The sequence below is a fragment of the Peredibacter sp. HCB2-198 genome, from assembly GCF_045999315.1.
Lineage (GTDB): Bacteria > Bdellovibrionota > Bacteriovoracia > Bacteriovoracales > Bacteriovoracaceae > Peredibacter.
In genome coordinates, this window is record NZ_CP174607.1 from 3094000 (window position 1) to 3108101 (window position 14102).

Here is a 14102-nt window from a genome sequence, read left to right on the forward strand (position 1 = left end):
GTCGCATAATTCCCCTTATGAGGTATAAAAACAGTATAGAAAAACTAAATCAGTTTTAATAGTAAAATTGATCTAGTTTTATTATGGGTAAATAAGCAGAAATGAACCGATGTAAACAATCAGGTATTTTACAGATAAAAAAAAGCCCAGCCGAAGCCGGGCAATTTTGATGAATTTGTGAGTGAAAACTAGCTTTGCAGCACTTGTCTGAGGACACAACGAAGTGGTTCCGCTGCACCCCAAAGAAGCTGGTCACCAAGGGTGAAGGCGTTGAAGTAAGAGTCTCCAATTGTCATTGGACGAATACGGCCGATTGGCACATGCATTTTGCCTGAAACCGCTGCTGGTGTCAGGGCCTTCAAAGTATCTGGCTTATTGTTAGGAACTAAGCGAACCCAGTCATTGGCCGAAGCGATGATTTCTTCAACTGTAGAAAGGTGGGCCGACTTCTTTAACTTAATCGTTAGACCTTGTGAGTGACAGCGAAGAGCTCCCACGCGCACACATGTCCCATCAATAGGAATGATCGTCTGAGATTGAAGGATCTTGTTCGCCTCAACCTGGGCCTTCCATTCTTCTTTTGATTGTCCACTTGGCATTTCTGAATCAATCCATGGAAGAACGTTCAGGGCCAGTGGATGACCAAAGTTTTGAGTTGGAAATTGTGAACTCGTCATAAGAGAGGTCATTTGTTTTTCAAGAGTCAAAGCATCTGCCGCAGGATTGGCAGAGAATGCTGTTCCCACAGACTTCATCTGATCCAGAAGTTCAATCATGTTCTTAGCACCGGCCCCTGAGGCCGCCTGATAAGTCATTGAGCTCACCCACTCAACCATGTTTTCTTTGAAAAGACCGTGTAAAGCGATCAAGAGTAGGGACACTGTGCAGTTACCACCTACGAAATTCTTTGTGCCCTTATGGATGGCCTCCTGGATATTTTGACGGTTGACCGGATCAAGCACGATCACGCTGTCGTCTTTCATGCGAAGTGTACTGGCCGCATCGATCCAGATTCCGTTCCAACCTTCTTTACGAAGAAGTGGAAACATTTCTGTGGTGTAATCGCCACCCTGACAAGAGACAAGAATGTCCATCTTGGAGAGTTCTTTAGAATCCATTGCACTTAGAAGCTTATCGTATGAATTGGCCATCTTTGGGGCCGCTTCACCAGTTTGAGAAGTAGAGAAGAAGTAAGATTCCATGTGAGAAAAATCATTCTCTTCCTTCATGCGTTCCATCAGAACTGACCCTACCATTCCACGCCATCCAATAAATCCAACTTTCTTCATGTCTTAACTCTCCGTTTGAGTTTTAGAGATCTCTTAAATTAGATAGCTCGAAAAAAATTTAAAAGTAAACTTGGAATTTCAAATTTAATTGTCTATGATCTAACTGTTGCCTAGAGAGGCGCGACTGTTAGGTAGAAAGTTGGAAGGATTAAAAGCCGTTAAAACCAACTTTTGATGGAAGGGTCGCCGAAGTGATTCATGAGTTTTAAATCAGAGAATCATTGGTTGTTGGGGCTGAATCCCCAAGACTGTCACTGAGAAAAGAATCAGTGGGGTGCTTTAGGTAGGTATAAGATTTTCTTAGCTTTACCTATCCTATTACTCCCCTACTACATATAATTTTTAGACTAATTTCCAACTTGGAGATCTGAATGTCGCATGCACTTATCGTTTCGAAATTTGGTGGAACTTCCATGGGTGATCTCGCTTCTATGCAAAGAAGTGCTCTCATCAGTGCTGAACGTAAATCAACAGTCGTTGTCGTTTCTGCGACTTCTGGCACGACCGATAAACTCATCGAAATTGCGAAGTCAGCTTCACAGGGCCGTATGGATGATTGTGAGAAATCTGTTTTCTCAGTTAAAGAGAGACATCTTGGTCTGGTCCAACAAGCTGGTGGACATGAACAAACTGTGGCCATGCTTCAAAGTTATTTCACTGAACTGGATCTTCTTGTTCAGAATATTTCATTACTTAAAGAACTCACACCACGCGCTTATGATCACATCCTTTCATTGGGTGAAAGAATGTCGTCACTTATTTTCCGTGATGTTCTTCAAGCAGCACTACCCAACAAAAAAGTTACACTATTAGACGCACGTACTGTCATTAAAACCGATTCAAACTTCGGCAAAGCTACTCCTCAGATTGACGTCATTGAAAGAGAAGCTGTGGCGAGAATGAATCTTTCTGGAGATCAAGTTTATGTCACTCAAGGTTTCATCGGCGGGGACTCAGAAGGCAACACGACAATTCTTGGTCGTGGCGGCTCTGATTATTCTGCAGCTCTTTTCGCTGAAGGTATTTCAGCAAATACTTTAGAAATTTGGACTGATGTCGCTGGTGTCGCAACCACAGATCCACGACTCTGCCCAACTGCTCGTATCATCCCTGAGCTTTCATACTCAGAGGCGGGCGAAATGGCCCAATATGGGGCAAAGATTCTTCATCCTGCAACTATCGCACCGGCCGTTCGTAAGAATATCCCGGTATTCGTCGGATCAAGTTTTGAAAAAGACCTCCCAGGAACCTGGATCAGAACTTCCGTGGATCACCGGCCGGCCGTTCGTGCGATTACAAAAAGAAGTGCTCAGGCACTTGTGACCATTACCACTCCTACCATGTATAACGCCTATGGATTCATGTCGGGACTCTTTGAGGTCTTTGGTCGTCATCGTGTTTCAGTTGACTGTGTCACGACCTCTGAGATCTCAGTTGCTGTGACAGTGGACAACGCCACACTTGAAAATGAAAAGTTCATTCGTGATCTTGAGCAAGTTGGAAATATCAACATCGAGGCCGGCTATTCACTCATCTCATTAATTGGTAATGAACTTACATTAAAGCCAAGCTTAGCAAAAACCATCTTCGGGGCCATTGATGTGGTTAATATCCGTATGATGAGCTTAGGTGCTTCGTCATACAACTTTAACTTCTTGGTTAAAGAAGAAGATTCAAAGTCTGTTATTCAAAAGCTTCATCAGACGCTTATCGAGGAAGTATGAGAATTGCATTACTCGGTAAAGGGAAGACTGGATCGAAGGTATTAGAGTTCGCCCAGAACGTGGAAGTCTTTGATTCAAAGAACGTTCCGACCTACGATAAATTGATCAAGCACGACGTGATTATCTCTTTCCTCCCAGGAGAGGCCTTCGAGGCATTAATCCCCGTGCTCCTCGAAACGAAGAAACCTGTGGTAACTGGCTCTACTGGTTTCAAATGGCCCCAGAATTTTGACAAGACTCTCCAAGAGAAAAATGTCCCGTGGATTTTTGCCACGAACTTTTCTCTTGGGGTGGTTGTCCTCAAACAATTAATTGAAAGACTTCATCAGGTAGATCATCTCTTCAAAGAAAAGACTCTTTCCATCCACGAAGTTCATCATACGAAAAAACTTGATGCACCATCTGGAACTGCACTTTCCATGAAAGAATGGCTGCAAGAGCCCTGTGAAATAACCTCTGAACGCACTGGCGATGTGGTGGGTCTCCATACACTCACACTTGAGACACCAGGAGAAATCCTACGCCTTGAGCATGAGGCAAAAGACCGCCGGCTGTTTGCAGAAGGGGCAGTTTGGGCCGCAAATTACATTACGAAAAACAATATGAAACCAGGTCTTCACGCTTTCCAGAAAGTTGTCGAAGGTCACTTATCCCTTTAAAGGAGAAGACATGAACTTAAACAATTACGTCCTTTGGACGGCCGTCGTTACTCCCCTACTTGAAAATGGTTCAGTAGACTTTGAGTCTCTTACTCGGGTAGTGAACGCACAGGACGCTTCTCATAACGGTCTTTTGATCCTTGGGTCTACGGCCGAGGCCCTGAATCTTAACCTTGCTCAGAGAATGTCGATCATCGAACACGTCGTGAAGATGAAGCCAGCATCTCCTGTGATGGTGGGTGTAGGTGGAAACCTTCTGGAAGAACAGAAAGAGTGGATCTCTTATTTAGAGCGTTTAAATGTTCACGCTTATCTCCTTGTGACTCCTCACTACGCAAAGCCTGGCCCAATCGGACAATACAACTGGTTTAAGGCCCTGATGGATCACTCAACTCGTCCATGTATGCTTTATAACGTCCCTGGCAGAACGGCCGTTGCCATGTCGACTGAAGCTGTTTCTCGTTTAAGTGGTCACAGAAATTTCTGGGCGATCAAAGAAGCTTCAGGCTCAGTAGAAAAATTCAAAGAGTATCTTAAAGCGGCCAATGGTAAAGCTGTTTACTGTGGTGACGATGCCCTTATGCCGGATTTCGCGAACGCCGGATCAGCGGGTCTCGTATCTGTTGCTTCAAACGCCTGGCCGAAAGAAACACATCTGTATGTTGAACAATGCTTGAAGAAAACTTTCGATGCAAAAGAACTTTGGACCAAGGCCTCGAATAGTCTATTCGTTTGCTCAAATCCAGTTCCAGTGAAGCGCCTTATGAGTGAAACAGGATTGATTAAAACTCCCATCATGATGGCACCACTTTCGCATGAAGATATGACGTCAGCGACTCCTGTATTGGAAGCTCACGCCGCAGTTACACGTTGGTACAAAGAGGTAATGTAATGAACTGGCAAGAAACACTCGATCTATTAGAAAAAGGTCTCGTTCGTTCTGCTCAAAAAGTAGACGGTAAATGGGTCGCTCAAAAAGAAGTCAAAGAAGCGATTCTCGCAGCATTCAAAGCTGGAGAGTTAAAAGAGTTCGCAGGCGGATTCGTTGATAAGCACAACCTTCCGGCCCGTGAGTTTAAAGTTGAAGATAAGGTTCGTATGGTTCCGGGCGGATCATCGGTCCGTAGAGGTGCGTTTGTTGCCTCGGGAGTGATCATCATGCCTCCGGCCTATATTAACGTGGGAGCTTACGTGGATTCCGGCACCATGGTCGACTCCCACGCCCTGGTCGGTTCTTGTGCTCAAATTGGTAAAAACGTTCACCTTTCAGCAGGTGTACAAATCGGTGGAGTGCTAGAACCAGTTGGACAAACTCCAGTGGTGATTGAAGACAACGCTTTCATCGGAGCAGGGGCCGTGATCGTTGAAGGTGTGCAAGTTTCAGAAGGTGCAGTCATCGCTCCAGGAACAATCCTTTCTCGTGGTGTGCCGGTTTATGATTGCGTGAACCAACGTGTGCTTGAAATCGGTGAGCCGATTCCTCCATATGCGGTTGTTGTAACTGGATCTCGTCCAGCAACTAATGAGTGGGCAAAAGCTCAGGGTCTCTCTATGAGATGTGCCATGATCATCAAGTACAAAGACGCTAAAACCTCGGCCGCTTTAGAACTAGAATCACTTTTAAGGTAGTCCCATGAATCGAACTGATCATATCAGAGAAGTCATTAGTCGTTTCCAATCGTCTTTTTACTTTTATGATCTTGATCAGTTCGAAGCTCATATCCAGAGCATTAAATCCATTCTTCATCCGGATGTTCGCGTGTGGTATGCCACTAAAGCGAACCCACTTTCAGAAATTCTTCGCATTTTAAATAAGAATGGCTTCGGCGCGGATGTGGCCAGCATGGGTGAACTTCAGCAGGCCCGTCATTCCGGGTTTGGCCCGAAGAACTTAATTGCCACAGGCCCTGCGAAAACTAAAAGTTATCTCGCGAGACTCATGGAAACAGATGTTGAAGCGATTGTGATTGAAAGTATCAATCAATTAAAAGATCTGAATGAAATTGCTGGAAAATTGGGCCGCAAACAAGACATTTTGTTACGGGTGCAGCTTGAATGGGAAGGCGATAAAAGTATACTCGGGGGATCTGCTATTACTCCTTTCGGTTTAGGAGTGAGTGATTGGCAGGACGTGAACCTCGCAAATTTTAAGAACGTAAATGTGATGGGTGTTCATTGTTTCCAATGGGGCAATGTTCTTGATCTGGATAAACTTCGTGCCGTTTGGGAACATACAGTGGAAGTTTGTCAGAAAATGTCTCATGGAATGGGTTTTGAAATGAAAGTCATTGATCTGGGCGGTGGCCTGGGTCTGTCTTATAAAGATGAGCGTGAGCTTCATTTTTCTGACGTTCACGCTCTCTTAATGGAAATCAAATCGAAATACGGACTTCAAAAAATCTGGCTCGAGCTCGGGCGTTTTTCCATAGGTAAATTTGGCTCTTATTTCACTCGTGTGGTGGATGTAAAATCTGTCCGTGGAGAAAATATCATCGTTACCGAAGGTGGCATTAACCACATGGCCCGACCCGCATTGGTTGGGGAATCTTTCCCCTGTGAGGCATTCATGAACCAGGAGACTTCAATGTCTCGCTATCAAATTCATGGACCTCTTTGCACTGCCCTGGATAATTTGGGAACGTTTCAATTACCTTCAAATGTAAGGCCAGGAGACTGGTTAGAATTTAAGAGGGCAGGGGCCTATGGTTTCTCAGAAAGTATGCCCTACTTCCTTTGCCACAATTTAGTAGGTGAGGCCATCTTGCATCAGGGTGAGTTAATGGTACCAAGGGTCCCAAAAACTAACCTTGAATGGATGATTTAAACGCTAGAATAAATTGCCCACCTTCATCTGCATTCATTTCTTCAGTAACCTAAAGTCATGAAATGGCTAATTCTGAGCGTCCTAATTTCATTTTCAAGTTTTTCCCAAGACATCGATCAAACGTCGTGTCCTAACATCGACTACTCTGATCGTTTCGGTCCAGTTCAAGATCAAGATGGCCATGGCCTTTGTTGGGCCTTTGCCAGTAGCGCCCTCCTCTCAGAAGACGCCTGCCTAAGAGATAAAAATTACTGTGGGGTCAACATCTCCCCTCTCGATGTTTCAAGTTGCCAAAAGAGTCTTTTGGCCAAGAACGAAGGTCGCTCCATAAGCCAGGGCCTTCAGTGTGCTCAATCTAACGGAGCGTGCTTCGAAAAAGACTTTTCATTCATTACCCAAGGAAGCATTCTCTGCAGTCTATCTAATACTGGCCCTCGATGCATTCATGAAAAGCTAAAGGACCTCTATCAGGAGTATCAGACAACTCAAATCACTCCTGAGAATTGCCAGGAAGAGGCCAACGCAAAAAAATTAAATAAGTTCGTTGATGAGTTCAGAGACCTTCTTAAGCGTTCTGTTTCGAGAAATGACATCTCAGATGAAGCGGTAAAGACCCTTCTCCTTGATCCAAAAATCAAAAACTGGAGCAGCTTCCTCTATAGTGCTCTCAAGAATGAACGATGTGCAGCTGAAAGAATTGATTACTCAAACATTGATCAAAGCAAAATTTATAATATGACCGTCATCAAAGGCAAAGTCCCTCTGGAAAAGAAAGTGGAGCACGTTAAGACGATGCTCGAAAAGGGAAGAAGCATTGGATATACCTTTTGTGCTAATGAGACCCTTCCTGGGCTTTCTGGGCTCATCGCATCTGGCACGTGCGGTTCTCATGCTGTTGTGATCAATGGAATGAGATGGCACAAGGGAGAATGCCAACTGAATATCAGAAATTCGTGGGGAAAAAACGGTCCTCTTCATGGATGGATTTCGGCAAAAAAAATTCTGAAACATTCAACCGGGTTACAACAAATTGCGACGAAATAACTTTTTCATCATCATTGTATGCTCCATTCTCGCTACCGCTGCCCATTCAGCGGAGACCTTCTTTAGCGATATGAATCAGAAAGAAAAAGTGTCCACAGAATTAGTCGACTCCATTAGGGTCCATCGCCCAGCAAGCTGTGCTTCGAAGTGCGTGGCATTGGAAAAAATTAAGATCAAAGATTTCAATCAACTGAAAAAAGTGAATGCAGAAGATTATGAAGATATCTTCAATCCAGCACTCATTCTCTGTGATCGGATGGAAGGGAAATTAAAAACGATCTTCGATGAAAAGAAAAACGCTTACTCGGTATGCAGCTTCAAAGATGAAAGCCACTTCTTTACTTGGGATTACTTGAAAAAATATACTCACTAAGTCACGCACAAATGTTTGCATAACTCTCAGGGTCTTCTTTAAAATGACCCCATGAAACTTATGCTCATTCTCCTATTTTTAGTGTCCTATGCCTTTGCCCAATCTGAGGCCAACTACAAAGTTCTTAAAGGAAAACTCCATAAGGCCGGCACAGTAAAAGTTCAGATTCTTCCTGAGCCTGCCAAATACAAGGTCCAAATGGACTACGATGTGAAGAAAAAGGACTGGGTCCCGGTGCCTTCAAAACTTTTGAAAGGTAAAACTGTGATGGAATTTCCGGAAGAATTTAAAACGGAAACCGGTTACCAGCATTTGGAAAAACAAAAAAGCATGGAAATTCCCAAGGCGATTTTGAAGTTTGTGAAACGGGCCGATTTTGGAAACTTGAAGAACGCTTACTTTATTCAAGTTCTCCCGATCAACAAAAAAACCAAGATAGATATCATCTATCACCCGAGCCTCCCATCAGTCGGTTGGGAAAAGGTTCAGATCACATTTATCAGTAAAATTCCTTTGCTGGATGGATACGAGCTGGTGGCAAAGCTAAATTGACGCCTTTTTAAGTTCTCGATGAATTAAAAACAATGGGAACGTCACACTTATTGCGATGACAAATCCAAGCACGATATACGCCCAAACAAACTTCATGCCCAGTTGCTTTCCTTCTCGCCACATAAAAAAAGATGCAGCAATAAAGAAGAAAAAGAGATCGTAGGTCACTGAGCGGGCCGCAGGATTGGCCTGCGTGTCCACAATGAACATCCATAGTCCTTCAATTCCAAAACCCGAATACGTGAGGTTTTCCTGCCAACACAGAAACAAGGCAACAATGGAAATGAGACTATAAAGACCTATCAGTAATTTTCTTTGCATAAAAGTTCTCTAGCGCTTGGTGAAACTCTTTCGCGCTTAAGATTCGATTATGCCCGAAGTTTTTAAATGTCACAAAATTTTCTCCAAAGATCTCTTTGGCCTCAGTATGCAAGGCAAATGGCACTTCACGGTCAGTTTCATCCGCCACATACAAGACCGGAAGCTTTGCATGGAGTTTTCTCAGAGGAATCGTAATCATGGCATCCGCGCCTTGAACTGTTGCCAGGACATTCTTAATGAGATGTGGGACGGCCTTATTATTTAGTCGTATTTTTTTCGTGAACTGATTTACCAAAAAATCAAATTGATTCGGAGAATTGACCAAAACAATTCCTTCAGCTCGAAGATTCATTTCTAAAATGGCATGTGTGACCGCGATCGCTCCAAAGGAATGACAAACATAAAGAGGCCTGTCATTAAAAAGTGCTTCGACTTTCATTAAGACTTCATACCATTCACGGAGATTGGTACTGAGTCCTTTCGATTCACCGTGGGCCGGGAAATCAAAACATGTTACGGGATGGCCTTGCTGAATCAAATAGGTGATGAGTTCAGAGTACTGGTCCCATCTCCCACCCCATCCATGGATCAATACCAGCCGGGTTCCCGTTCCTGATTTATTAAAATTGCGGATTGTAATATACGAATCTTTAAAAGATATTTTTTGAATTTCACTCAGGGACTTAAGCTTTGAAAGATCTTTATGAGGGCCCTTCTTTAATGGAGTAAACCACAGGAATGTTCCTAGTTTCCCAGTTATCTCTGGAGAGATAGATTCAAAGACCTTGGTTCCTAAATAGGCACTTCTTAAAGCTGTATTTCTGATGAGATTTTCCATGATCTCATGATAGACTCTTCTTGGGATTGCATAAATGTCATAAAATAACCTTTTTATGCCAAGGACTGTTTTTGAGAACCATCGTCTTTATTGCCCACTCTCCTCTTCAGGGACTCGATATATTCGGGCCCGTGGAAATATTCACCGCCGCCAATTTTTACAAAGAAAATTATAAGATCGTTTTATTGTCCTCGAGTAAATCACGAACACTCAAGGCCAAAAGTGGAATCACCATCGAGGCCCACCAATATTTTAAAGACTACAAGGGCCCCATCGACACTTTGATTGTGACCGGGAATCCCAATGCCAGACCTTCAAAGGAACTACTGGAGTGGATTAAGCTTAAATTCAAAACCACCAGGCGTCTTTGCTCAGTCTGCACGGGATCCTTCATCCTGGCCGAAGCTGGTATCTTAAAAAATAAAAAGGCCACCACTCACTGGATGTGGGAGCAGTCCTTTAAAGATCAATTTAAAGATGTGGAGCTGGACATCTCTTCAATATGGACCAAAGACGGAAAGGTCTATACTTCTGCCGGAGTCAGTACTGGCATTGATCTCGCTCTCGCTTTAGTTGAAGAAGACTTTGGTTCCGAGGCCGCTCTTCAAATAGCAAAGGGCCTGGTCTTGTTCCTCCGTCGCAGTGGAAATCAAAAGCAGTTTAGCCAAATGCTCCTGAATCAGGAAAAAGAAAAAGACCATTTTGCCAACCTCACACTGTGGCTACAAGAAAACATTAAAAAAGATATATCCGTTGAACAAATGGCCCAGTATGTAGGAATGAGTTCTCGTAATTTTTCCCGTCAATTTAAATTCATTTTTAACTATGGTCCGGCCGAGCATTTGAGGAAACTCAGAATTGAGAAGGCCCAAAAACTGCTTGAAGGCTCCAACATGGATTGGAAACGTATTTCAACTCTTTGTGGAATGCCTAATGAAGCGTTACGGCGGGCCTTTATTCGAGAAACGGGCATTTCTCCCCAAGATTATAAGAAACGTTACAAATAATTGGCCGATGGGAACTTCCCTTTTATAAGATTTCATCCAAGTAAATCTTGGAGTTTCTTATGAAATTTTTGCTTCTTTTCATTGCCCTATCCCTCTCTGCAGTGGCCGCTACACGTCCCTCAGAAGATAATATCACCCGGGACTTTGCGAAAATGAGAAGGGCCCAGATCAAAGATGTGAAATACAATCTCTCATTTGATCTGGCGAAGAACCAAGACACTTACAGCGGTAAAGCGATCATTCATCTCACCTTAAATGATCTCACTCGTCCCCTTTCCCTGGACTGGAAAAATAAAGCGATTCAATCCCTACAAGTTAATGGAGTGACACTCACGGACTATCCAAAACGCGAAGGGAGTTTTGATGTACCAGCGAAGTTTCTTGCTCCTAAAACTCTTATTACTGTTTTCTTCATCGGTGAATACAGCAAAGAGGCCTCAGGGTTCCAACGTGCGAAAGACCCAGAAGACGGTTCTGAATATGTCTACACTGACTTTGAACCATATTACGCCCACTGGTTTTTCCCATGCTTTGATCAACCAGATCTTAAGGCCACGTTTGAAGTAAATGTAACGGCACCAATTGATTGGAAAGTCATTCAAAACGAAATGATTGTTTCTGAGAACGTTGTAAACGGCAAAAAGTATGTTGCCTTCAAAGAAACAAAACCCATGAGCACCTACCTGTTCTTTCTGGGTGCGGGCCCTTTTGTTGAGTGGAAAGACAAGTATGGTGATATTCCGCTTTATCTCTATACTCGTAAGTCCCTTGAGAAGTACGTAGACGCTGACAACATCATGGAGACCACGAAGAAAGGACTTAAGTTTTTTAACGACTACTTTGGTTATCCATATCCATTCACGAAATACGCTCACGTTTTCGTTCCTGAGTTCGCTTGGGGCGGAATGGAAAACCCTGGGGCCGTGACCATGAATGAGCGCAATATCTTCAGGGGACCTGTTCCAGAAATTCGTTATGATAAACGAAACTCACTGATCCTGCATGAAATGGCCCATATGTGGTTCGGGGACCTCGTGACCATGGAATGGTGGAACGATCTGTGGCTCAATGAGAGTTTTGCCTCGTATTTGGCGAGTGTGGCACAAGACCGCGCTCTTGGAGCGAAAGATACTTGGATTGATTTCTTCCACGGAAAGACCTGGGGCTACTGGCAGGATTCTCTTATCACGACTCATCCCATTGAGACGGATGTGCCAGATGTTCGCACCGCCCGTGGAAACTTTGACGGAATCACTTATGCCAAAGGGGCCAGCGCTTTGAAGCAGCTTCACTTCTTTGCCGGAGAAGAAGGTTTTAGAGACGGTCTTCGTGATTACTTTAAGACTTTTGCTTTCAAAAACACCCGTCGTGAAGACTTCATTCGTGCTATTGCCAAGGCCTCAAAAGTGGATTTGACCGCATGGACCAAGAGCTGGCTTCAGACCGCCGGACCTCACAAAGTAGCACTTGCCCCTGAATGCAAAGACGGAAAATTAGAAAAGATTCTCATCACTCAAAAACCAAACGCTTCAAAAGCATTTTCTCCTCACCGAGCAAAACTTGCTTTCTTCGATAGGGACTTTAAGCAGTTTCAATCTGTGGATGTGACTTTTGAGAAGGAGGAAACTGAGATTCCTTTTCAGGATACACGTTGCCCGACTTTCATTCTACCGAATGAAGGAGATCAGGATTACGCTCTTTACTCACTAGATGAGGCGTCTCTCAAACTTTCAATTCAGGCCTTAACGAAACTTCCGGATCCACTGACTCGTTTAATGGTGTGGCATCAGTTATCTCAAATGGTGCGAAACTCGGAGCTCAAGGCCCGCGCCTTTATGGAGTCCGCAATTCTGGCCCTAAAAATGGAAAGCGACGATCAACTTCTTGGCAGCCTTCTGGGTCGCCACAGTTTCATGAAACAAACTTATCAGTGGTATTTAACACCGGCCGAAAGAGCGGCGACTGCTCCTGAGTTTGAGAAAGTGATTTGGGATCGCATGACAAGTGCCAAACCTAAATCAAGCGCTCAGATGAGTTTTTATGATTACTATGTAGGCATGGCCCAAACCAAGGAGTCACAAGAAAGACTCCACTCAATTCTGATCAAGAACGAACCACCAAAGGGCATGACACTGGATCAGGACCGTCGCTGGGCCATTATCCTGAACCTCTCAATCAATGGTCACACAGATGCTGAAAAGCTCATTAATGAAGAATTAAAGCGTGATGGATCGACTTTAGGAAAACGCACGGCACTTGCTGCAAGATCAGCGATTCCAACAAAGGCCAATAAGAGCAAGATGTGGACTGAATTGTTCGAGAATAAGGATTTCACCTACAGTGATCTCGAAGAGGCCGGCCGCACTTTCAATGGTGTGAATTATCCAGAACTGACTCAGATCTTTGTGAAAGATTTCTTTAAGCGCCTCTCTAACTTTGACTGGAAACTACAAGACAAAAAGTCTGAGATTTATTTTGAAAATCTTTTCCCTTTTAACCTTTGTGCCCAGGAAGTCCTGACTATGAGTGAGAAGCACATGAAAAGTGCCAAGAAACTCACAGGTCTGGCCAAGCGCGGTTGGATGGAAGCACAGGATGAACTTGCTAGATGTGTGAAGGTCCGGAAATTTTCAACAACTAACTAGAAGACCAGTCACTCCCAAAGTCAGGATAGAGAGTCAGCCCACCATCCACAAAAAGAGTCTGGCCGGTGATATAATTGGATTCATCCGAGGCCAAAAAACGAATGGCCCGAGCAATCTCCTCTGCCTTTCCTACTGAGTGAAGAGGAATATGTTTTTCGATTTCCTTCTCCTTCTTTTCATTGTGGGCCCAAGGATTAATCCCCGTTTCTATCGCCCCCGGAGCGACACTGTTCACTCGAATTCCCTGGGGAGCATATTCCAATGCCAAGGTGCGAGTGAGATTGGCCACGGCCCCTTTACTCATGCTGTAACTTAAATATTGGGGCTTAGGAATCAATTGGTGAACACTGGTGTTATTAATAATTGTTCCTTTGATCTTTTGAGAAAGGAAAATTTTCAGGGCCTCACGAGAGCAAAGAAATGTTCCGGTCATATTGGTGGTGATGATCCGGTTAAATTCATCGAGACTCAGTTGATGGCTTGGACTCTTTTTCTGGATTCCGGCATTGTTCACTAATACATCTAATCCACCCCAGTCCTTCATTAATTGAGTGAACATACTTATGACTTGGGACTCATCGGAAATGTCGGCCGGGAACACAATGCTCTTACAGGAGTTCTTCTTAATCTCTTCGCAAATTTCCCCTGCAAGTTTTTGGGCCTCTTCCTTACCTTCAAGAGAAGGAAAATAATTGATCATGATATCGCAACCGTATTTGGCGAGTTCAAGGGCAGTTGCCCTTCCTATGCCAGTTGCAGCACCGGTAATCAAAACTCTTTTACCCTTTAATCCAGTTTCCAAGGTGACCTCCAACAAGAATGATAA

14 protein-coding genes and 1 riboswitch are annotated in these 14102 nt (G+C 43.9%); of the genes, 10 read left to right on the forward strand and 4 right to left on the reverse strand.

The window, feature by feature from the left end:
- Positions 1-188: 188 nt before the first annotated feature.
- Positions 189-1289: an aspartate-semialdehyde dehydrogenase gene (gene asd / locus ACJVC5_RS15670; protein WP_408096478.1), complete on the reverse strand. Its 1101-nt coding sequence runs from the start codon at positions 1287-1289 to the stop codon at positions 189-191.
- A gap of 105 nt (positions 1290-1394) precedes the next feature.
- Positions 1395-1577: riboswitch (Lysine riboswitch) on the forward strand.
- An 83-nt stretch (positions 1578-1660) separates the two neighbouring features.
- Between asd and lysC the strand changes: the two genes are divergently transcribed.
- From lysC to ACJVC5_RS15710, 8 genes are all read left to right on the forward strand, one after another.
- Positions 1661-3013 (forward strand): lysine-sensitive aspartokinase 3, encoded by a 1353-nt coding sequence (lysC, locus tag ACJVC5_RS15675; RefSeq protein ID WP_408096479.1) that lies wholly within the window; start codon positions 1661-1663, stop codon positions 3011-3013.
- The gene (locus ACJVC5_RS15680) at positions 3010-3672 is read left to right on the forward strand and encodes a 4-hydroxy-tetrahydrodipicolinate reductase (RefSeq protein ID WP_408096480.1); all 663 of its coding nucleotides are present in this window, start codon (positions 3010-3012) and stop codon (positions 3670-3672) included. The genes lysC and ACJVC5_RS15680 overlap by 4 nt, the downstream gene beginning before the upstream one ends.
- Before the next feature lie 10 nt (positions 3673-3682).
- Positions 3683-4564, forward strand: a complete 882-nt coding sequence (gene dapA / locus ACJVC5_RS15685; protein WP_408096481.1) for a 4-hydroxy-tetrahydrodipicolinate synthase — start codon at positions 3683-3685, stop codon at positions 4562-4564.
- Positions 4564-5301 carry a 2,3,4,5-tetrahydropyridine-2,6-dicarboxylate N-succinyltransferase gene (locus ACJVC5_RS15690; RefSeq protein ID WP_321390101.1) on the forward strand — a complete coding sequence of 246 codons (738 nt, stop codon included), beginning with the start codon at positions 4564-4566 and terminating at the stop codon, positions 5299-5301. The genes dapA and ACJVC5_RS15690 overlap by 1 nt, the downstream gene beginning before the upstream one ends.
- A gap of 4 nt (positions 5302-5305) precedes the next feature.
- Positions 5306-6496 (forward strand): PLP-dependent decarboxylase, encoded by a 1191-nt coding sequence (locus ACJVC5_RS15695; protein WP_408096482.1) that lies wholly within the window; start codon positions 5306-5308, stop codon positions 6494-6496.
- A gap of 57 nt (positions 6497-6553) precedes the next feature.
- Positions 6554-7540 (forward strand): C1 family peptidase, encoded by a 987-nt coding sequence (locus tag ACJVC5_RS15700; RefSeq protein ID WP_408096483.1) that lies wholly within the window; start codon positions 6554-6556, stop codon positions 7538-7540.
- A 70-nt stretch (positions 7541-7610) separates the two neighbouring features.
- Entirely contained in the window at positions 7611-7913 is a 303-nt protein-coding gene (locus ACJVC5_RS15705; protein WP_408096484.1) for a hypothetical protein, read from the forward strand.
- Between the two features lie 51 nt (positions 7914-7964).
- Positions 7965-8465 carry a hypothetical protein gene (locus ACJVC5_RS15710; RefSeq protein WP_408096485.1) on the forward strand — a complete coding sequence of 167 codons (501 nt, stop codon included), beginning with the start codon at positions 7965-7967 and terminating at the stop codon, positions 8463-8465.
- Here the strand turns inward: ACJVC5_RS15710 and ACJVC5_RS15715 are convergent.
- Complete coding sequence (locus ACJVC5_RS15715) at positions 8457-8786, reverse strand: DUF2834 domain-containing protein (protein ID WP_408096486.1); 330 nt, start codon at positions 8784-8786, stop codon at positions 8457-8459. The genes ACJVC5_RS15710 and ACJVC5_RS15715 overlap by 9 nt on opposite strands.
- Positions 8755-9624 carry an alpha/beta hydrolase gene (locus tag ACJVC5_RS15720; RefSeq protein ID WP_408096487.1) on the reverse strand — a complete coding sequence of 290 codons (870 nt, stop codon included), beginning with the start codon at positions 9622-9624 and terminating at the stop codon, positions 8755-8757. The genes ACJVC5_RS15715 and ACJVC5_RS15720 overlap by 32 nt, the downstream gene beginning before the upstream one ends.
- A gap of 71 nt (positions 9625-9695) precedes the next feature.
- Between ACJVC5_RS15720 and ACJVC5_RS15725 the strand changes: the two genes are divergently transcribed.
- Positions 9696-10631: a GlxA family transcriptional regulator gene (locus tag ACJVC5_RS15725; protein WP_408096488.1), complete on the forward strand. Its 936-nt coding sequence runs from the start codon at positions 9696-9698 to the stop codon at positions 10629-10631.
- Positions 10632-10690: 59 nt separating this feature from the next.
- Positions 10691-13276, forward strand: coding sequence for an aminopeptidase N (gene pepN, locus ACJVC5_RS15730; RefSeq protein WP_408096489.1), 2586 nt, complete (start codon positions 10691-10693; stop codon positions 13274-13276).
- On the opposite strand, the gene ACJVC5_RS15735 is transcribed toward pepN, so the two are convergent.
- Positions 13269-14078: an SDR family oxidoreductase gene (locus tag ACJVC5_RS15735; protein ID WP_408096490.1), complete on the reverse strand. Its 810-nt coding sequence runs from the start codon at positions 14076-14078 to the stop codon at positions 13269-13271. The two genes, pepN and ACJVC5_RS15735, sit on opposite strands and share 8 nt — an antisense overlap.
- Positions 14079-14102 lie beyond the last annotated feature (24 nt).

Excerpts from the sequence above, each read along its gene's own strand:
- asd (WP_408096478.1), bottom strand. The coding sequence starts at position 1,289 with ATGAAGAAAGTTGGATTTATTGGATGGCGTGGAATGGTAGGGTCAGTT.
- lysC (WP_408096479.1), top strand. The coding sequence starts at position 1,661 with ATGTCGCATGCACTTATCGTTTCGAAATTTGGTGGAACTTCCATGGGT.
- ACJVC5_RS15680 (WP_408096480.1), top strand. The coding sequence starts at position 3,010 with ATGAGAATTGCATTACTCGGTAAAGGGAAGACTGGATCGAAGGTATTA.
- dapA (WP_408096481.1), top strand. The coding sequence starts at position 3,683 with ATGAACTTAAACAATTACGTCCTTTGGACGGCCGTCGTTACTCCCCTA.
- ACJVC5_RS15690 (WP_321390101.1), top strand. The coding sequence starts at position 4,564 with ATGAACTGGCAAGAAACACTCGATCTATTAGAAAAAGGTCTCGTTCGT.
- ACJVC5_RS15695 (WP_408096482.1), top strand. The coding sequence starts at position 5,306 with ATGAATCGAACTGATCATATCAGAGAAGTCATTAGTCGTTTCCAATCG.
- ACJVC5_RS15700 (WP_408096483.1), top strand. The coding sequence starts at position 6,554 with ATGAAATGGCTAATTCTGAGCGTCCTAATTTCATTTTCAAGTTTTTCC.
- ACJVC5_RS15705 (WP_408096484.1), top strand. The coding sequence starts at position 7,611 with ATGAATCAGAAAGAAAAAGTGTCCACAGAATTAGTCGACTCCATTAGG.
- ACJVC5_RS15710 (WP_408096485.1), top strand. The coding sequence starts at position 7,965 with ATGAAACTTATGCTCATTCTCCTATTTTTAGTGTCCTATGCCTTTGCC.
- ACJVC5_RS15715 (WP_408096486.1), bottom strand. The coding sequence starts at position 8,786 with ATGCAAAGAAAATTACTGATAGGTCTTTATAGTCTCATTTCCATTGTT.
- ACJVC5_RS15720 (WP_408096487.1), bottom strand. The coding sequence starts at position 9,624 with ATGGAAAATCTCATCAGAAATACAGCTTTAAGAAGTGCCTATTTAGGA.
- pepN (WP_408096489.1), top strand. The coding sequence starts at position 10,691 with ATGAAATTTTTGCTTCTTTTCATTGCCCTATCCCTCTCTGCAGTGGCC.